Below are 14,759 nucleotides of genomic sequence, written 5' to 3' on the forward strand. Positions count from 1 at the left end.
CGCCCCCGGCTCAATCCCCTGACGCCGCCTCGCACACGGCCCCGGCCTCGTCCGCGAGGGGCCGCCGGTGGGGGGGGTCGCCGCAGGCCGGGCACCGGGGATCCCGCCGCACCCTCACCTCCCGGAACGCCAGGGTCTCCCCCTCGAACAGCAGCAACCGATTCACCAGGGGCTCGCCCACCCCCAGGAGCAGTTTGAGCACCTCCAGGGCCTGGAGGCTGCCCATCACCCCGGCCACGGCCCCCAGGATCCCGGCCTGGGCGCAGGTGGGCACCGCCCCCGGGGGGGGGGGTTCCCGGAAGAAGCACCGGTAGCAGGCCCCCTTCCCCGGCACCACGGTGAGCATCTGCCCCTCGAACCGCAGGATGCCGGCGTACACGTACGGCACCCCGGCCGCCGCACACGCGTCGTTCACCAGAAACTTCGAGGGGAACGTGTCGGTGCCGTCCACCACCACGTCGTAGTCCCTGACGATCTCCAGGGCGTTGGCCGCGGTGAGCCGGACGGGGTGGCGGACCACCCGGACCCCGGGGTTCAGCCGGGCCAACGCCTCGGCGCCCGAGTCCACCTTGGGCCGGCCCACGTCCGGCGTGCCGTGGAGGATCTGCCTCTGCAGGTTGGTGAGGTCCACCCGGTCGGCGTCGCACAGCCCCACCGTGCCCACCCCGGCCGCAGCCAGGTACAGGGCCGCCGGGCTGCCGAGCCCCCCCGCCCCCACCACCAAAACCCGGGCCTCGCCCAGCCGCTCCTGCCCCTTGCCGCCCACCTCGGGCAGGAGGATCTGGCGGGAGTACCGGAGGACCTCCTCCTCGGTCAGGGTCATGTTTTCTTGCGCACCCTCAGCCGGAACGCCTCGCCGTCGCGTTCCACGGCCAGGATCTCGTGGCCCTCGTCCCGGAGCATGCGGGGGATGCTCGTGACCGGCTCCCCGGCCGCCATCAGGATCTCCAGCTCTCCGCCGGGCTCCACCTGCTCCAGGCCCATGCGGACCCGTACCATGGTCATGGGGCACACGTCACCGGTGATGTCCAACGTCTGCATGTTCGGCTCCTACCCGTTACTTCGGTCGTTGGTCTACGGTCTCCTGGCCCCCAGAGCAAGTGGACCTCGCCAACCCGGGGGCGGGGGGCCGCTGGAGCGCCGGGCGGCCCCGGGGCGAAGGCCCTCTACCGGAGCGGCTGGAACCGTTCGAGGGCCTCGGGGGTGATCGCCGTCCACTTGTCCCGGTCCACCCCTTGGAGCACCTCGGCCTGGAACCGCTCGGGCCCGATCCGCAGGATGGTCTGGCCCAGGCGCTCCTTGGACTCACCGTTGTCCCGGTACCAGGCCTTGATCCGGCCCACCGCCTCGATCGCCTCGGACTCGGTGAGGAACTCCGCGATCTGGATCCCCACCTGCTTCACCCGCCCCCAGCGGCCGCCGGCGAACAGGTGCAACCCGGTCCGGCCCGCCTTCATGGCGGCCAGGGGGCATGCTTTGATGCAGTCGCCGCAGTTGACGCACGCCTTCCGGTCTATGCGCATCATCCCCTGCTCGACCATCGCCGCACCCAAATGACACGCCTCCACGCAGACACCGCACCCCGTGCACGCCTCCGGGTCGCACTCGGGCCGGGCTGCCCCCACGAGCCCCACGTCGTTCAACTGGGGCTTGGAGCAGCTCGACGCGCACCCCGACACCCCTACCTTGAACTTGTGGGGCAACACCTCGGCGTCGTTGTACCGCTGGTCGATCTCCCAGGCGAGCTGGAACGTGTCCACGTTGCCGTGGGGGCAAACGGTTCCGCGGCAGGCCGTGGTGGTACGCATCCGGGGGCCGCACCCGGCCAGCCCGATGCCGGCGTCGGCGAGCTCCTGGCGCAGGGCCTCGAACCCCTCGCCGGTCACCCCGGGCAGCTCCACCCCGTACCGGGCCGTGAGCAGGATCTCTCCGCGGCCGTGCTTGCGACACAGCCGGGCCAGGCTCTCGAGGGCGTCGGCCGTGAGCAGCCCCACCGGGATCCGGAGCCGGGCGGAGTACTCGTTCTCCCCCTTGGTCTTGATCATCCCGGTGAGCTGGGCCCCCAGGACCTTGGGCGTGTAAAACTCGGACGGTTGCACGGACATGGCATTCTCCCCATCAGCCTAAAAGACAGGATGTCCGAGATTATGACGCCCCTATTCTGCAGTGTCAAGATAAAGTTTACACGTCCCTATTTATACCTGTATCAAGAGTAAATCCAGCCGGGGCCCCCGTGATCTCCCGCACGACCGAGGTAGCGAACGTGCCCGGAGGACACAGGAACTCCACTTCCGTGGCCGTGCCCAGGGGCCGCACCTCCACCCCGGCCAGGGGGATCCGCAGGGGCCGGCGGGCTCCGGCCTGCCGGGCGAACAGGTCCTCCCCTAGGCCGAACGCCCCGAGCACCCGCGCCTCCTCCCTGGCCACCTCCCCCACGGGCCGCACCATCTTTCGGCCCCACATGGGTCCGGTGGGGGCCACCTCGAAGCGCTCCACGCGCCCTGCCTCGGCCCGGGGGTCGGTGCACACGAACAGCCCGCCCGAGTCCGCCTTCCGGAGCACGTCCCCCTGCAGGGGGCGGTCCAGGGTGTTGGCCTCGAGGCGTCTCGCCAACACCTCATTGAACACCGCGGACTGGAGGGCCGACACCAGGAGGTCCCGCTTCCACCGGCCGGTGCGTACCTCGCCCCGGAGCACCCTCGCCCCTTGGAGGGCGTTGTCCCCCTTGGCCCCGAACCGCTGGGGTCCGAAGTAGTTGGGCACCCCCCAGGAGCGGAGGATGGTCAGCACCCGCTCCACCGCCGCCGGATCCGCCCCCTCGACCACGACCCGGAACCGGTTGGCCGCCAGATGCCCCAGCCGTAGCTTGTTCCGGTGCCGGGTGGCGGTGAGGACCCGGGCGCCCTCGGCCTCGAACGCGGCCCGCGCCGCCTCGGTGGTCACCCCGGTCACGGTGAACCCCTGCACCGCGGTGCAGCGCTTGTCCTTCATGCCGGCGTACCCCACGGCTGCCGGGCCGACCCCCAGCCGCCGGGCCACGGCCACCGCCAGGTCCCGGGTGCTCCGCCCCGCCCTCTCCACCCACAGGGCCGCGTGTTCGCCCTGCCCACCGAAGGGGTACAGGGGCACCTCCTCCACCCGGAACGTGTCCGGCCCCGGGGTCCACACCCCCCCCGCGGGCTCGGCCACGAGCCTCGGATAGTCGAAATCCCGGTACGGAGCCAGAGCGAGGTCGGTGCGCATCCTGTGCCCTCGGAAAAAGAACGGTTCTCGGTGCGTTGAACAGCCGTTTTCCCCTATGCTACCGTACCTCGGCACCCGCCGCACCGTGGCCCGGACCGTTCGGGGCACCTCGTGCCGCAACCGTCGATCCCGCCCGCGGCGACCGCCCCGGTTCGGGGCACGCCCGGGGACCCCGCGGCAAGCCCTCGGAGCCGCCGGGGCCGGGGCTCGGGACGGTTTTCGTATCCATGGGGGCTCTTGATGCCGATTCGCGTTCTCATCGCAGAGGATCAGCGCCTGCTGCGCCAGTGCTTCGAGGAGGTGCTGGCCCTCGACGACAGCCTGGTGGTGGTGGCCACCGCCTCCGACGGCACGGAGGCGGTGGTCCTCACGCAGAAGCACCGGCCCGACATCGTGCTGATGGACTTGGCGATGCCCCGGCTGGACGGAATCCGGGCCACCCGGCTGATCCGAGAGCGGGTCCCCCAAACCAGGGTGCTGATCCTGTCCCTGCACGACGCCCCCACCAAGGTGGATCAGGCGATCAAGGCCGGGGCCTGCGGGTACGTGCTCAAGGACGTGGACTTGGACGAGCTCGTGCGCATCCTCAAGGCGGTGTACCACGGCGAGGAGATCCACTCGCCGTTTCTGGCCGACCAGAAGCTCTCCCAGGCCCAGGACCCGGCCCGGTACGGCCTGACGGCCCGGGAGCTCAAGGTGCTGCGGTTCCTGGCCCGGGGCGACAACAACGCGGAGATCGCCGAGAAGCTGTGCGTGTCGGAGCAGACCGTCAAGAAGGAACTGGTGAGCCTGTTTGAGAAGCTCGGGGTCAAGAACCGAACCCAGGCCGCCGTGAAGGCCGTGCAGCTGGGGTTCGTGGAGTCCGAGGGGACCACCTGAGGGCAGGAGGACGGCCATGATCCTGGGCGTGGCGGGAAGCGGCAGCGTCCCTTCCAACTCGCGGCGGCTCCTGGAGGAGGCCCTGGCCGGGGCGGCCGAGGCCCGGCCGGTGGAGCGGCGGGTGGAGTGCCTGGCGGACCTGCGGTTCCGGGGGTGCGTCGGCTGCCGGGCCTGCCGGACCGGGGCCGACGGGTGCGTGCTGCAGGACGACCTCACTCCCGTGCTCCGGGCCACGGCCGAGTGCAGCGCCCTGGTGCTCGCCACCCCCATCTACTACGGGTACGCGAGCGGCCTGTTCAAGTCGTACTTGGACCGGTGGTACTCGTTCCGGGACGCCGGCCGGAACCTGCGGGTACCCTCGGGCCGGCCGGCCCTGCTCATCGTCACCCAGGGTCATCCGGAGCCGGAGGCCTACGCCTGGACCCTGGGCAGCCTGGAGAGGGTCCTGGCCTCGTACGGGTTCGAGCCCCGGGCCCTGGTGGCGACCGGGCTCGAGGAGGCCGGGGCGGCCGACCGCTCGCCCGAGATCCTCTCCCGCGCCCGGGACCTGGGCCGGGCCTTGACCTCCTGATCCCCGTCGCCGGCTTCGCCCCTCACACCGCCCGGGTCACCCCCATGCCTCCGGGCCGGAACACCACCGCCGGCATGGGCCGCAGGTCGGAACTCACCCGCGGCCGGAACCCCATGTGGGCCATCACGTCCCGCTCCAGATCCACCCCCGGAGCGAGCTCCACCACCTCCAGACCGTCGGCGGCCAGGCGCAGGACCGCCCGCTCGGTAATGTACAGAACCCGCTGGCCCAGGTCCCGGGCGCGCGTCCCGCTGAACGTGACCTGTTCCACCCGTTCCGGGAACTTGGGCCGGGCCCCCTCCCGCACGATCTCCAACCGCCCGTCCGCCACGCGGGCCTCGAGCCCGCCGGCCGTGAACGTGCCCAGGAAGTAGAGCCGCTTCGCGGTCTGGGTGATGTTGATGAACCCCCCGCACCCGGCGAACCGGTTCCCGAACCGCGACACGTTCACGTTGCCCTGCCGGTCGGCCTGGGCCATGCCCAGGAACGCCTGGTCCAGGCCGCCGCCGTCGTAGAAGTCGAACTGGCTGGGCTGCTCGTAGATGCACTCGGGGTTCGTGGCCACCCCGAAGCTCAGCCCCCCCGCGGGGATCCCGCCGGTCATGCCCGACTCCACCGACAGGGTGAACCCCTCGAACACCCCCTCCTCTGCCGCGCACCGGGCCACGCCCTCGGGCATCCCGATGCCCAGGTTCACCACGGCCCCGTCCTCGACCTCCATCAGGGCCCTGCGGGCGATCACCTTGCGAACGTCGAGGGGCACCGGGTCCCACCGGTCCACGGCCAGCCGGATCTCCCCCGAGAAGCCCGGATCGTAGGCCGCGGCAAAGGTCTGCATGTGGTGCTCGGGGCGGGCCACCACCACGTAGTCCACGAACACCCCCGGCACCCGCACGTCCTTGGGTTTCAAGGTGCCGGCCTGGACCACCCGCTCCACCTGGGCGATCACGATCCCCCCCGAGTTCCGGACCGCCTGGGCGATGGCCAGGTTCTCGAGCACGGCGGCCTCCCTCTCGTAGGACAGGTTGCCCCTCGGGTCGGCCGACGTGGCCCGGATCAGCCCCACGTGCACCGGAAACGCCTTGTACCACAGCCACTCCCGGCCCCCGAGCTCCACCACCTCCACCAGGTCCTCGGTGGTCCGGGCGTTCACCTTGCCCCCGTCCAGGCGGGGATCCACGAAGGTTTGCAGCCCCACGTGGGTGATGGTGCCGGGCTTGCCGGCGGCGATGTCCCGGAACAGGTGGGAGATCACCCCCTGGGGCAGGTTGTAGGCCTCGATCCGGTTCTCCAGGGCCATCCGGCCCAGCTTGGGCGCGAGTCCCCAATGCCCCCCCACCACCCGCCGCACCAGCCCCTCGTGGGCCACATGGTTCATGCCCCGGTCCCCGCCGTCTCCCTGCCCCGCGGCGTACACGAACGTCAGATCCCGGGGTTCCCCCGTGTCCAGGAACCGGCGTTCCAGGGCCACGGCCAGGGCCTCGGCAAAGCCGGTGCCCACGAACCCGCCCGTGGCCACCGTGGCCCCCGAGGGGATGAGCCGGACCGCCTCGTCCGCGGTCACGATCTTTGCGCACATGAACCGGGCCTCCCTCGGCGCCGCCCCGCCCGTCAGCCGTAGGCCACGGCCGGCAGCCACGTGACCAGCCAGGGGAACACGGCCACGAGCACCAGCCCCACCAACTGCAGCACGATGAACGGGACCACCCCTTTGTAGATCTCGATCAGCTTCACGTCCGGGGGGCAGACCCCCTTCAGGTAGAACAGGGCGAACCCCACCGGCGGGGTCAGGAAGCTGGTCTGGAGCGCCACGGCCACGAGCAGCACGAACCACACCAGCTCCGGGTTCTCCACCTGGCCGTACCCGGGCACGGCAAGCCCCAGCTTCCCCACCACCGGGGCCACCAGGGGCAGCACGATCAGGGTGATCTCGATCCAGTCCAGGAAGAACCCCAGCAGGAACACCACGGCCAGGATGAACGCCACGATGCCGTAGGGGCCGAAGGGCAGCCCCGTAAGCACCTGCTCGATCACCTCGTCCCCCCCCAGGCCCCGCAGCACCAGGGCGAAGCAGGTGGCCCCGAGAAAGATCGCGAAGATGTAGGCCGTGGTGTTGTAGGTGCCCCGGAGCACCTCCCGGAACACCCGGAAGTCCAGCTTGCGGTTCCAGGCGGCGAGCAGGGTGGCGCCCAACGCCCCCACCCCGCTCGCCTCGGTGGGCGTGGCGATTCCCGCGAAGATCGACCCCAGCACCGCCAGGATGAGGGCCGCGGCCGGGAGCACCGTGCGCACCACCTGCAGAACCTCCCGCAGCCCCACCCCCCCCTCCATGCCCTCGGGCAGGGGGGCGGCCTCGGGCCGGAGCCAGCAGTACACCAGGATGTAACCGATGTAGAGCACCCCCAGGATCAGCCCCGGGAGCACGGCCCCCATGAACAGGTCCCCCACGGAGAGGCCCAACTGGTCGGCCATGATCACCAGCATGATCGACGGAGGGATCAGGATCCCCAGGGTGCCCGAGGCCGCGATCGTGCCCAGGGCCAGGGGGTTCTCGTACCCCTGGGACCGCATGGCCGGGAAGCTCAGCAGCCCCAGCAGCACCACCGAGGCGCCGATGATGCCGGTGGAGGCGGCCAGGATGATGCCGATGGCCGTGACCGTGACCGCGAGTCCCCCCCGGACCTTGCCGAACAGCCGCTGCATCGACTCCATCATCCGCTCGGCGATGCCGGAACGGTCGAGCATGAGTCCCATGAAGATGAACATGGGGAGGGCCACCAGGACCCAGTTGTCCATGTACTTGTAGATCCGGTTCACCACCATGCCGAGCGTCATGTAGTCGAGCCCGGTCCAGGCGTCGAAATAGGTGTCGGCGATCCAGCCCACCCCGGTGAACAGCACCCCCGTGCCCCCCAGGACGAACGCGAGGGGAAACCCGGTGAACAGCCCGGCGATGAACGTGACGAACATCGCCACCACGAGGATGTCGTTGATCTCCATGGTTCTTCGCTCTCTCCCCTTCCGGCCGCCGGGTCAGCCCCGACGACCCGAGCGGACCAGGAACGTCACGGCGCGCACCAGCCTCGTCACGGTGGCGAGCCCCACCAGCCCGATGCTCAGCGGGATCACGGCCTTGATCACCCACCGCCAGGGCAGGCCCGAGGGCGCGTCCGACCCCTCGCCCACCCGCCAGGCGTCGTACACGAACGCCAGGCTGTGGTGGAACACCACCCACAGGAACGGCAGCAGGAACACCAGGATGCCAAACACCTCCCATTTGGCCTTGGTGCGGGGCGAGAACCGCATGTGGAGAAGGTCCACGCGGATGTGGCTGTCGTCCACCAGGGCGTAGCTGATGCCGAACATGATCCCCACGGCGTACAGGTGCCACTCCAGCTCCTCCAGGGCCACCAACCCGTGGCCGAACCCGTAGCGGAGCACCACCTGCACGATGATCACCACCACCAGAGCCGCGTTCACCCACATGATCCCGTGGCCGAACCGCCGGATGGCGCTGTCGATGGCGTCGCACCATCCGATCCGGGGCCACTCCTCGTGGCGTTCCATCCGATCCTCTCCCTGCGAAATTCGGTGGTCGGTCTGGGCCTTCGACCCGCTGGGCGGCTAGGCGGCCGGGCGGCTCCCGGGCCTCGACTCCAAAGCTTCGGGGGGCATGGGGATCAGGGATCAGAGGACAGATGTCAGTGGACGGGTCGTGGTCCCACGACGTCGCCTTGGCCACTGTGCCTTTGCCTTTTTCTGGCTTCTGTCCGCTGAATTCTGGCCCCTGAAACCCCTGCCCCGCCCTCGTCAATGGGCCCAGACCAACGAACGTTGCCCCCCGCCGGGGACCGGGCCTCGGTCCCCGGCGGGGTTCCCGGCTACTTCATCTTCACGTCTTGGGGCTTCGGGCGGGGCAGGAACGCGTAGGCCTGCCACACCTTGTAGTTGGTGCGAAACGCCTTCATGTCCTCCCACACCTTCTTGAAGTAGGCGTCCTTGGCGGCCTCCTCCTCGGCCACCTCCTCCCAAGCCTTCCGGAACGTGGCCAGCATCCGGTCGTCCCAGTAGTGCAGGGTGACGCCGTGCTTCTCCACGTTCTCCTTCATGGCGTCGAACTGGATCGCCTCGCCGTAGGCGAACGAGTCCGCCACGCTCGCCTTGCACAGCATCTCCAGGACCATCTTCTGGTGCTCGCTCATCTGGTTCCACACCTTCTTGTTGATCAGCAGCTCGAACACCGTGGCCTGCTGGTGCCAGCCCGGGAAGTAGTTGTGCTTGGCGATCTTGTAGAATCCCAGCCGCTTGTCGATGGCCGGCATGGAGAACTCGGTGGCGTCGATCGCCCCCTTCTCCAGGGCCGGGAAGATCTCGCCGCCCGGCAGCTGGCTGACCGATGCGCCGAGCTTCTCCATCACCTTGCCCCCCAGCCCGAAGAACCGAATGCGCAGGCCCTTGAGGTCCTGGGGCCCCTTGATCTCCTTGAGGAACCACCCTGAGGTCTCCGGCGCGATCACCCCGCAGACCAGCACCTTCACGTTGTACCCCGCCCGGTCGTACATCTCCTGGTAGAGCTTCAGGCCGTTCCCGTAGTACAGCCACGCCAGGTACTCCCCGGCCTCGGGCCCGAACGGCACCGCGCTGAACAGGGCGGCCGCCGGCATCTTGCCCTGCCAGTACCCGGCCGTGGAGTAGCCCGCGTTCACCTTGCCCGTGCTCACGGCGTCCAGGATCTCGAACGGGGCCACCAGCTTGCCGGGCTCGTACACCTTCATACGGATCGTGCCGCCGCTTAAGGTCTCCACCCGGTCGGCCATCCACTGGATGGTGCTGCCCAGCGCGGGCAGCGCCGTCGAGAACGCGATCGGCACCTTGAGCAGGATCTTCTTCTCCTTTGCCCACCCCGACCCACCGGCCAGGACCAGTCCCAACGTCAAGACCGCCGCCAACAGCCTCCGTCCCCTGTTCATGGCTCTCCTCCTTTTCGTGAGGGGGGAACGCAACGGGTCGCTCGGGACCGGCCTGCTGCAGCTTCCGTGCCGGGATGAAAACACCGTGTTCACGGGGCACGAAACCGGCGTGTTCCGGAATTCCGGAACCGAGAGGACAGAAAACAGGGAAGATCGGCCCACGGAAGGGTTTCCGGATCTCCGGACTCTTTCCGGACATCCGGACTCAAGGGAGGGGAAGGGCTCAGCGGGAGAGCAGGCCGTAGCGGGCCGCCTTCTCGTAGAACGCGGATTTACCGATGCCCACCAGTCGAGCCGCCTCCACAGCGCGCCCGCCGGCGATCCGCAGGGCCTGGCGCAGGTGCTCGGCCTCGACCTCGGCCAGCACCTGGCGCAAGGGAGGAAGCTCCTCGCCGGAGGCCGAGCGTCGGCGCAGGTGGTGGGGCAGGTGCACAGGAAGGATCCGGACGCCGTCGCACAGGTTCAGGGCCCGCTCCAGCACGTTCTCCAGCTCCCGGACGTTGCCGGGCCACGAGTAGGCCAGAAGCACCGCCAGGCTCTCGGGCGCCAGGTCCCGGGGCGGCAGTCCCAGGTCCCGGGCCAGGCGGGCGACCAGCCGTTGGACCAGCAGGGGGATGTCCTCCCGGCGGTCCCGGAGGGGCGGGGTCTCCAGCAGCACCACGTTGAGCCGGTAGAGCAGGTCCTCCCGAAACCGGCCCCGGGCCACGGCCTCCCGCAGATTCCGGTTGGTGGCCGCGATCACCCGCACGTCCACGACCACCGGCCCGGACGATCCCAAGGGCTCGATCTCCCGCTCCTGGAGCGCCCGCAGCAGCTTGGCCTGGGTCGCCGGGGCGAGCTCGGCCACCTCGTCGAGGAAGATCGTCCCCCCTTGGGCCAGCTCGAAGCGGCCCGTCCGGCCCCCTTTGCGCGCCCCGGTGAACGCCCCCTCCCGGTAGCCGAACAGCTCCGACTCCAGGAGCCCTTCCGGGATGGCCGCGCAGTTCACCTTGACGAACGGCTTGTCGGCCCGGGGGCTCAGGTTGTGCAGGGCATGGGCCACCAGCTCCTTGCCGGTGCCGCTCTCCCCCTGGATCAGCACGGTGGACTGGGTTCGCGCCACCCGGCGCACCAGGTCCTTCAGGGCCCGGATCGGAGGGCTCTCGCCCACGATGCTCCCGAGGGTGTATCGGGTGCCGTTCTGGCGCTGAAGCTCTTGCCGGTAGTACCGCAACTCGCTGCGGAGCCGGCGGGTCTCCTCCGCCAGGGCGTCCAGCTCCGACACGTCCCGGAACAGCACCTTGCCCACCGCACCCACCACCCGGCCCCCCTCGCGGATGGGGATGCGGTCGCACACCATGTCGTGGCCCTTGATCCGCTGCACCTTGCGGATCTCGGGCTTCCCGGTGCGGAGCACCACGTGCATGCGGGTGTTTTCGATGGCCTCGGTCACGGGGCGGCCCACCATGTCGGCCGGGTCCACCCCCAGAAACTCGCAGTAGGCCCGGTTGAACATGGTGATGATGCCCCGATCGTCCACGACCACCACCCCCTCGTAGGCGGTGTCGAGCACGGCCTCCAGGGTGCGCTTCCAGCGGTCGGCCTCGTCCCGTTCGGCCCGGGCCGACTCCAGATCGGTCACGTCCTGGAGCACGGCCACCGCGCCCACCACCCGGCCGTGGCGCAGGATCGGGGTTCGGTTGCTCACGTAGGCGTGGCCGCCCAGCTCGATCCGTTTCCCGATGTGGGGTCGGCGGGTCCGCAGCACCTCCAACAGCCCGGTGTGGGGCACCACCTCCTGGATGGGCCGGCCGATCAGGTCCTCGAGCTCCACCCCGAGCACCCGGCTCAGGGCCCGGTTTCCGGCCACCACCCGGCCCCCGGCATCCACCACCACGATGGCGTTGTATGCGGCGTCAAGGGCCACCCGCAGCTGCTCCAGCCGCGAGCACACCGCCCTGAACCCCGCCTCCAGGAGCCGGACCCGCGGGATCCAGCCCTCGGCCAGGTCCCCCACCCCCACCCCCACCACCGGTCGGTCGGCCGCCCCGGGCCCCAGGAGCGGCAGCCGTTGCCCCACGCGCACCACCCGGGCCGGCTCCGACACCCCGAGCACCGGGTCGCCGCCCCGGCCCTGCTCGCGGGTGCGGGTCAGCGCTTCGGCAGAGGCCACGGCCAGCACCCCGCCGTGGCCCTGCACCACCACGGCCTCCTCCGCCCCCAAGGCGGGCAGGCGGTCCACGGGCGTCTCCGCCCCCACCACCGCGGCCACGGGTTGCCAGAGCTCGTCCAGGCGAAGGTTCATGGGAAGCCCTGTCAGGCCCCCTGCGGGGCCGAGCAACGAGGAAAGGTAACGTGCCGTGATCCCGGGCCCTGGCGGCCGCGGCAGGGGGCCTGCGCGATTTGGGTGTCAGAGGCCAAAGGTCAGAAGGCAGAAGTTCGGGCAGGGTGCACACTCTGCGAGGAGCTTTACAACGCGGAAGGTTTTTCCTGTCCACTGCCCGCTGAATTCTGACCCCTGATACGACCGGGGCTCACCGGCACCCCGCGCACGACTTGGCGGTGCACCCGGAGCACCCGCCGCCGGAGGCCCCTGCCCCGCCCCCCACGGCGAACGGCGAGAGCTTCCGCTCCGGGTCCGGTGCCCCGCACCGGGGGCACGGCGGGACCCTGCCCGGCCGCACCAGAGCCTCGAACTCGTGGCCGCACCCCCGGCAGGCAAAGTCGTACAGCGGCACGGCACCCTCCCCCGGTCAGCGGGCCCGCCGGTAGGTCCCCACCAGCTCGGCCTTGCCCAGGATCTTTCCCTCCATGGCCCGCAGCAGGGCGGCCTTGGTGGGGGTGCCCAGGTCGGGGAGCCGCTCGGACAGGGCGTAGAGCTTGTGGAAGTACCGGTGCCGCCCCACCGGCGGGCACGGCCCGCCGTAGCCGGTGCGCTTCCAGTCGTTGAGCCCCTGGCCGGTGCCAGGGGGCAGGTCCGAGGCCGTCACCCCCTCGGGCAACCCGCGGGTCTCGGCCGGGAGGTTGTAGAGGACCCAGTGGACCCAGGTCATGCGGGGGGCCCGGGGGTCGGGCGCATCGGGGTCGTCCACGATCAGGACCAGGCTCTGGGTGCCGGCCGGCACCCCGGTCCACTCCAGGGGCGGGGACACGTCGTCCCCGTCGCAGGTGTAGCGCACTGGGATCTCCGCGCCGGCGGCAAAGGCGGGGGAGCGGATCTCGAAGGCCATGGCGTCACCTCCTCGGAACACCGCAATGCCCAACGCACAAGCGCACACCGCGAGGAACAGGTTGTTGGTCATCGGTCGTCGGTCCGTCGGGTCGGGACGTTAGGACGTCATTACCCCGGCGGATAAACAGGCGCTATCGCTCCCTGGTCGGAGGGGCAAGGGACCTGTCGGAGAGCCGGGCGCGGCCCCTTAGCTCGCCGCGCAGTGCCTCTGACGCTTGGACCGCGAAATGGTTCGAATTCCACAGAGTTGTCAGGAAACCAGCTCTTCGGTCCCGTGCCTGCGCGGCGAATCTCATGCCCGGCTTCGCGCCCGGCCGGAGGCAGGTCCCTTGCCCCGCCCTCCGAGGTGACGCGCCTAATTTGTCGCCGGGTTCATAGGACGTTGGGACGCCTCCCAGCCTTCCTGGGCCGCAGGCCCAGGTGCTCGGCCACGGCCTCGGCCGAGGCCTCCAGCGCCACGGGGCGGTTCACCAGCTCCGGCCGGGGCTCCACCTCGTACTCCGGGTCCAGAGTACCCGCGAAATACGCCTCTTGGAACCCCGCGAACTTGAGCTGGTGGCTGGTGGAGTCGCACACGAACCGGCCCGTGGCCGGGATCAGCCCCTGGGCCAGGGCCTTGCGCAGGCCGGCCACGGCCTCTCCGCCCTGGGTGCACACCACGTGGCCGTGGCGGTTCACGTGGAGCATGGTGTCCAGGATCTCCTGCTCGGTCACGCTCACGCAGGTGAACCGGTCCCGGTACTCCTCCTCCACCAGCTGGCGCACCTTGGGGAACGACACCGGGTTGCCGATCATCGCGGCCTGGGCCACGCTGGGCCGCACCCGCACGGGCTCGTACCGGCCGGTGCTCCGCCACCGGGCCACGGGGTCGGCGTGCTCGCTCTGCACTCCGAGGATCCGGGGCAGCCCGTCGGTCACGCCCAGGCGCCGCAGGTCCCAGAACCCCTCCAGGATGGCGGTGACGTTGCCCGCGTTGCCGATGGGCACGGCCACGGTGGCGTCCTCCACCGCCCAGCCCAGCTGCTGGGCCACCTCGAAGGCGAAGGACTTCTGGCCGTTGATCCGCACCGGGTTCTTGGAGTTGAGCAGGAACACCTCGTAGCGGTCGGCCAGCTCCTCCACCAGCCGCATGCAGTCGTCGAACACCCCGGGCACCTCGATCACCCGGGCCCCGCTGCCCAGGGGCTGGGAGAGCTGCTGGGGGGTCACCCTGCCCCGGGGCAGGAGCACGGCCGAGCGCACCGCGGCCTTGGGCAGGTACGACAGGTACAGGGCGGCTGCGGCCGAGGTGTCGCCGGTGGAGGCGCAGATGCCCAGCACCGTGCCCGGCCGGCGGGTGCGCAGGTAGTGGTTCAGAAAGCTGATGGCGCTCGCCATGCCCCGGTCCTTGAACGAGGCCGAGGGGTTCTGGCCGTCGTTCTTGACGAAGAACTCGGCGCCCACCCAGTCCGCCAGCTCGGGGTTCGCCCGCACGAGCGGGGTGTGGCCCTCGCCCAGGTACACCACGTCCTCCAGAGGCACGTGGGGCAGGACGAGCTCGTGGAAGCAGAAAATCCCCTGCAGGGCCTCCACCCCCACGGCCCGCCGCAGGTCGAACACCCGGCGCCACTCGTCCCCGCCGCGGTCCCGGAGCGCCTCGAAGTTCTCGTCGCGCACCCGCAGCAGGCCCCCGCACGAGGGGCAGGTGTAGAGCAGCCGGTCCAGGTCTTCGGTGGCCCCGCACCGGATGCAGGCGTACACCATGCGGGGCCGATGGTGGGGCATCACGTCGATGCCCGTCAGATCTCGGATCTCTTCGGGAAGCACGGGACTCCTCTTTGGGCCTTCGGCCCGCTGAAAGGCCAAAAGGCTGGAAGGCTAGGAGGCTGGGAGGCTAGAAGGCCTG

General features: G+C 70.3%; 14 protein-coding genes. 2 read left to right on the plus strand and 12 right to left on the minus strand.

The genetic code is table 11. The annotated features are described in order from the left end of the window. Nucleotides 1-10 precede the first annotated feature (10 nt). From DEFCA_RS0105755 to truD, 4 genes are all read right to left on the minus strand, one after another. Nucleotides 11-823 carry a HesA/MoeB/ThiF family protein gene (locus tag DEFCA_RS0105755; RefSeq protein ID WP_025322081.1) on the minus strand — a complete coding sequence of 271 codons (813 nt, stop codon included), beginning with the start codon at nt 821-823 and terminating at the stop codon, nt 11-13. After that, complete coding sequence (locus DEFCA_RS0105760; RefSeq protein WP_025322082.1) at nt 820-1,041, minus strand: sulfurtransferase TusA family protein; 222 nt, start codon at nt 1,039-1,041, stop codon at nt 820-822. The genes DEFCA_RS0105755 and DEFCA_RS0105760 overlap by 4 nt, the downstream gene beginning before the upstream one ends. Nucleotides 1,042-1,166: 125 nt before the next feature. Continuing rightward, nucleotides 1,167-2,105 carry a 4Fe-4S dicluster domain-containing protein gene (locus DEFCA_RS0105765; protein WP_025322083.1) on the minus strand — a complete coding sequence of 313 codons (939 nt, stop codon included), beginning with the start codon at nt 2,103-2,105 and terminating at the stop codon, nt 1,167-1,169. Between the two features lie 76 nt (nt 2,106-2,181). Further along, nucleotides 2,182-3,243 carry a tRNA pseudouridine(13) synthase TruD gene (gene truD, locus DEFCA_RS0105770; protein WP_025322084.1) on the minus strand — a complete coding sequence of 354 codons (1,062 nt, stop codon included), beginning with the start codon at nt 3,241-3,243 and terminating at the stop codon, nt 2,182-2,184. Nucleotides 3,244-3,483: 240 nt separating this feature from the next. Here truD and DEFCA_RS0105775 point away from each other — a divergent pair, with 240 nt between their 5' ends. Continuing rightward, nucleotides 3,484-4,122: a response regulator gene (locus tag DEFCA_RS0105775; RefSeq protein WP_025322085.1), complete on the plus strand. Its 639-nt coding sequence runs from the start codon at nt 3,484-3,486 to the stop codon at nt 4,120-4,122. A 16-nt stretch (nt 4,123-4,138) separates the two neighbouring features. Beyond that, nucleotides 4,139-4,693, plus strand: a complete 555-nt coding sequence (locus DEFCA_RS0105780) for a flavodoxin family protein (RefSeq protein ID WP_025322086.1) — start codon at nt 4,139-4,141, stop codon at nt 4,691-4,693. Nucleotides 4,694-4,715: 22 nt separating this feature from the next. On the opposite strand, the gene DEFCA_RS0105785 is transcribed toward DEFCA_RS0105780, so the two are convergent. The 8 genes from DEFCA_RS0105785 to thrC form a co-directional block, all read right to left on the minus strand. After that, nucleotides 4,716-6,272 carry an acyl CoA:acetate/3-ketoacid CoA transferase gene (locus DEFCA_RS0105785; protein ID WP_025322087.1) on the minus strand — a complete coding sequence of 519 codons (1,557 nt, stop codon included), beginning with the start codon at nt 6,270-6,272 and terminating at the stop codon, nt 4,716-4,718. Nucleotides 6,273-6,304: 32 nt separating this feature from the next. After that, nucleotides 6,305-7,693, minus strand: coding sequence for a TRAP transporter large permease (locus tag DEFCA_RS0105790; RefSeq protein WP_025322088.1), 1,389 nt, complete (start codon nt 7,691-7,693; stop codon nt 6,305-6,307). Between the two features lie 33 nt (nt 7,694-7,726). Next, nucleotides 7,727-8,260: a TRAP transporter small permease subunit gene (locus DEFCA_RS22090; protein ID WP_025322089.1), complete on the minus strand. Its 534-nt coding sequence runs from the start codon at nt 8,258-8,260 to the stop codon at nt 7,727-7,729. Between the two features lie 314 nt (nt 8,261-8,574). Next, nucleotides 8,575-9,663, minus strand: coding sequence for a TRAP transporter substrate-binding protein (locus tag DEFCA_RS0105800; RefSeq protein ID WP_025322090.1), 1,089 nt, complete (start codon nt 9,661-9,663; stop codon nt 8,575-8,577). 223 nt (nt 9,664-9,886) lie between these two features. Next, nucleotides 9,887-11,947: a sigma 54-interacting transcriptional regulator gene (locus DEFCA_RS0105805; protein ID WP_025322091.1), complete on the minus strand. Its 2,061-nt coding sequence runs from the start codon at nt 11,945-11,947 to the stop codon at nt 9,887-9,889. A gap of 229 nt (nt 11,948-12,176) precedes the next feature. Beyond that, on the minus strand, nt 12,177-12,380 hold the full coding sequence (locus DEFCA_RS0105810) for an FmdB family zinc ribbon protein (RefSeq protein WP_025322092.1): 204 nt from the start codon (nt 12,378-12,380) through the stop codon (nt 12,177-12,179). A gap of 15 nt (nt 12,381-12,395) precedes the next feature. Beyond that, nucleotides 12,396-12,872: a YbhB/YbcL family Raf kinase inhibitor-like protein gene (locus tag DEFCA_RS0105815; RefSeq protein WP_025322093.1), complete on the minus strand. Its 477-nt coding sequence runs from the start codon at nt 12,870-12,872 to the stop codon at nt 12,396-12,398. A gap of 374 nt (nt 12,873-13,246) precedes the next feature. Next, complete coding sequence (thrC, locus tag DEFCA_RS0105820; protein WP_029733641.1) at nt 13,247-14,617, minus strand: threonine synthase; 1,371 nt, start codon at nt 14,615-14,617, stop codon at nt 13,247-13,249. Nucleotides 14,618-14,759: the final 142 nt, after the last annotated feature.

The sequence above is a fragment of the Deferrisoma camini S3R1 genome (genome assembly GCF_000526155.1).
In the GTDB taxonomy this organism is placed as follows: Bacteria; Desulfobacterota; Deferrisomatia; order Deferrisomatales; family Deferrisomataceae; genus Deferrisoma; species Deferrisoma camini.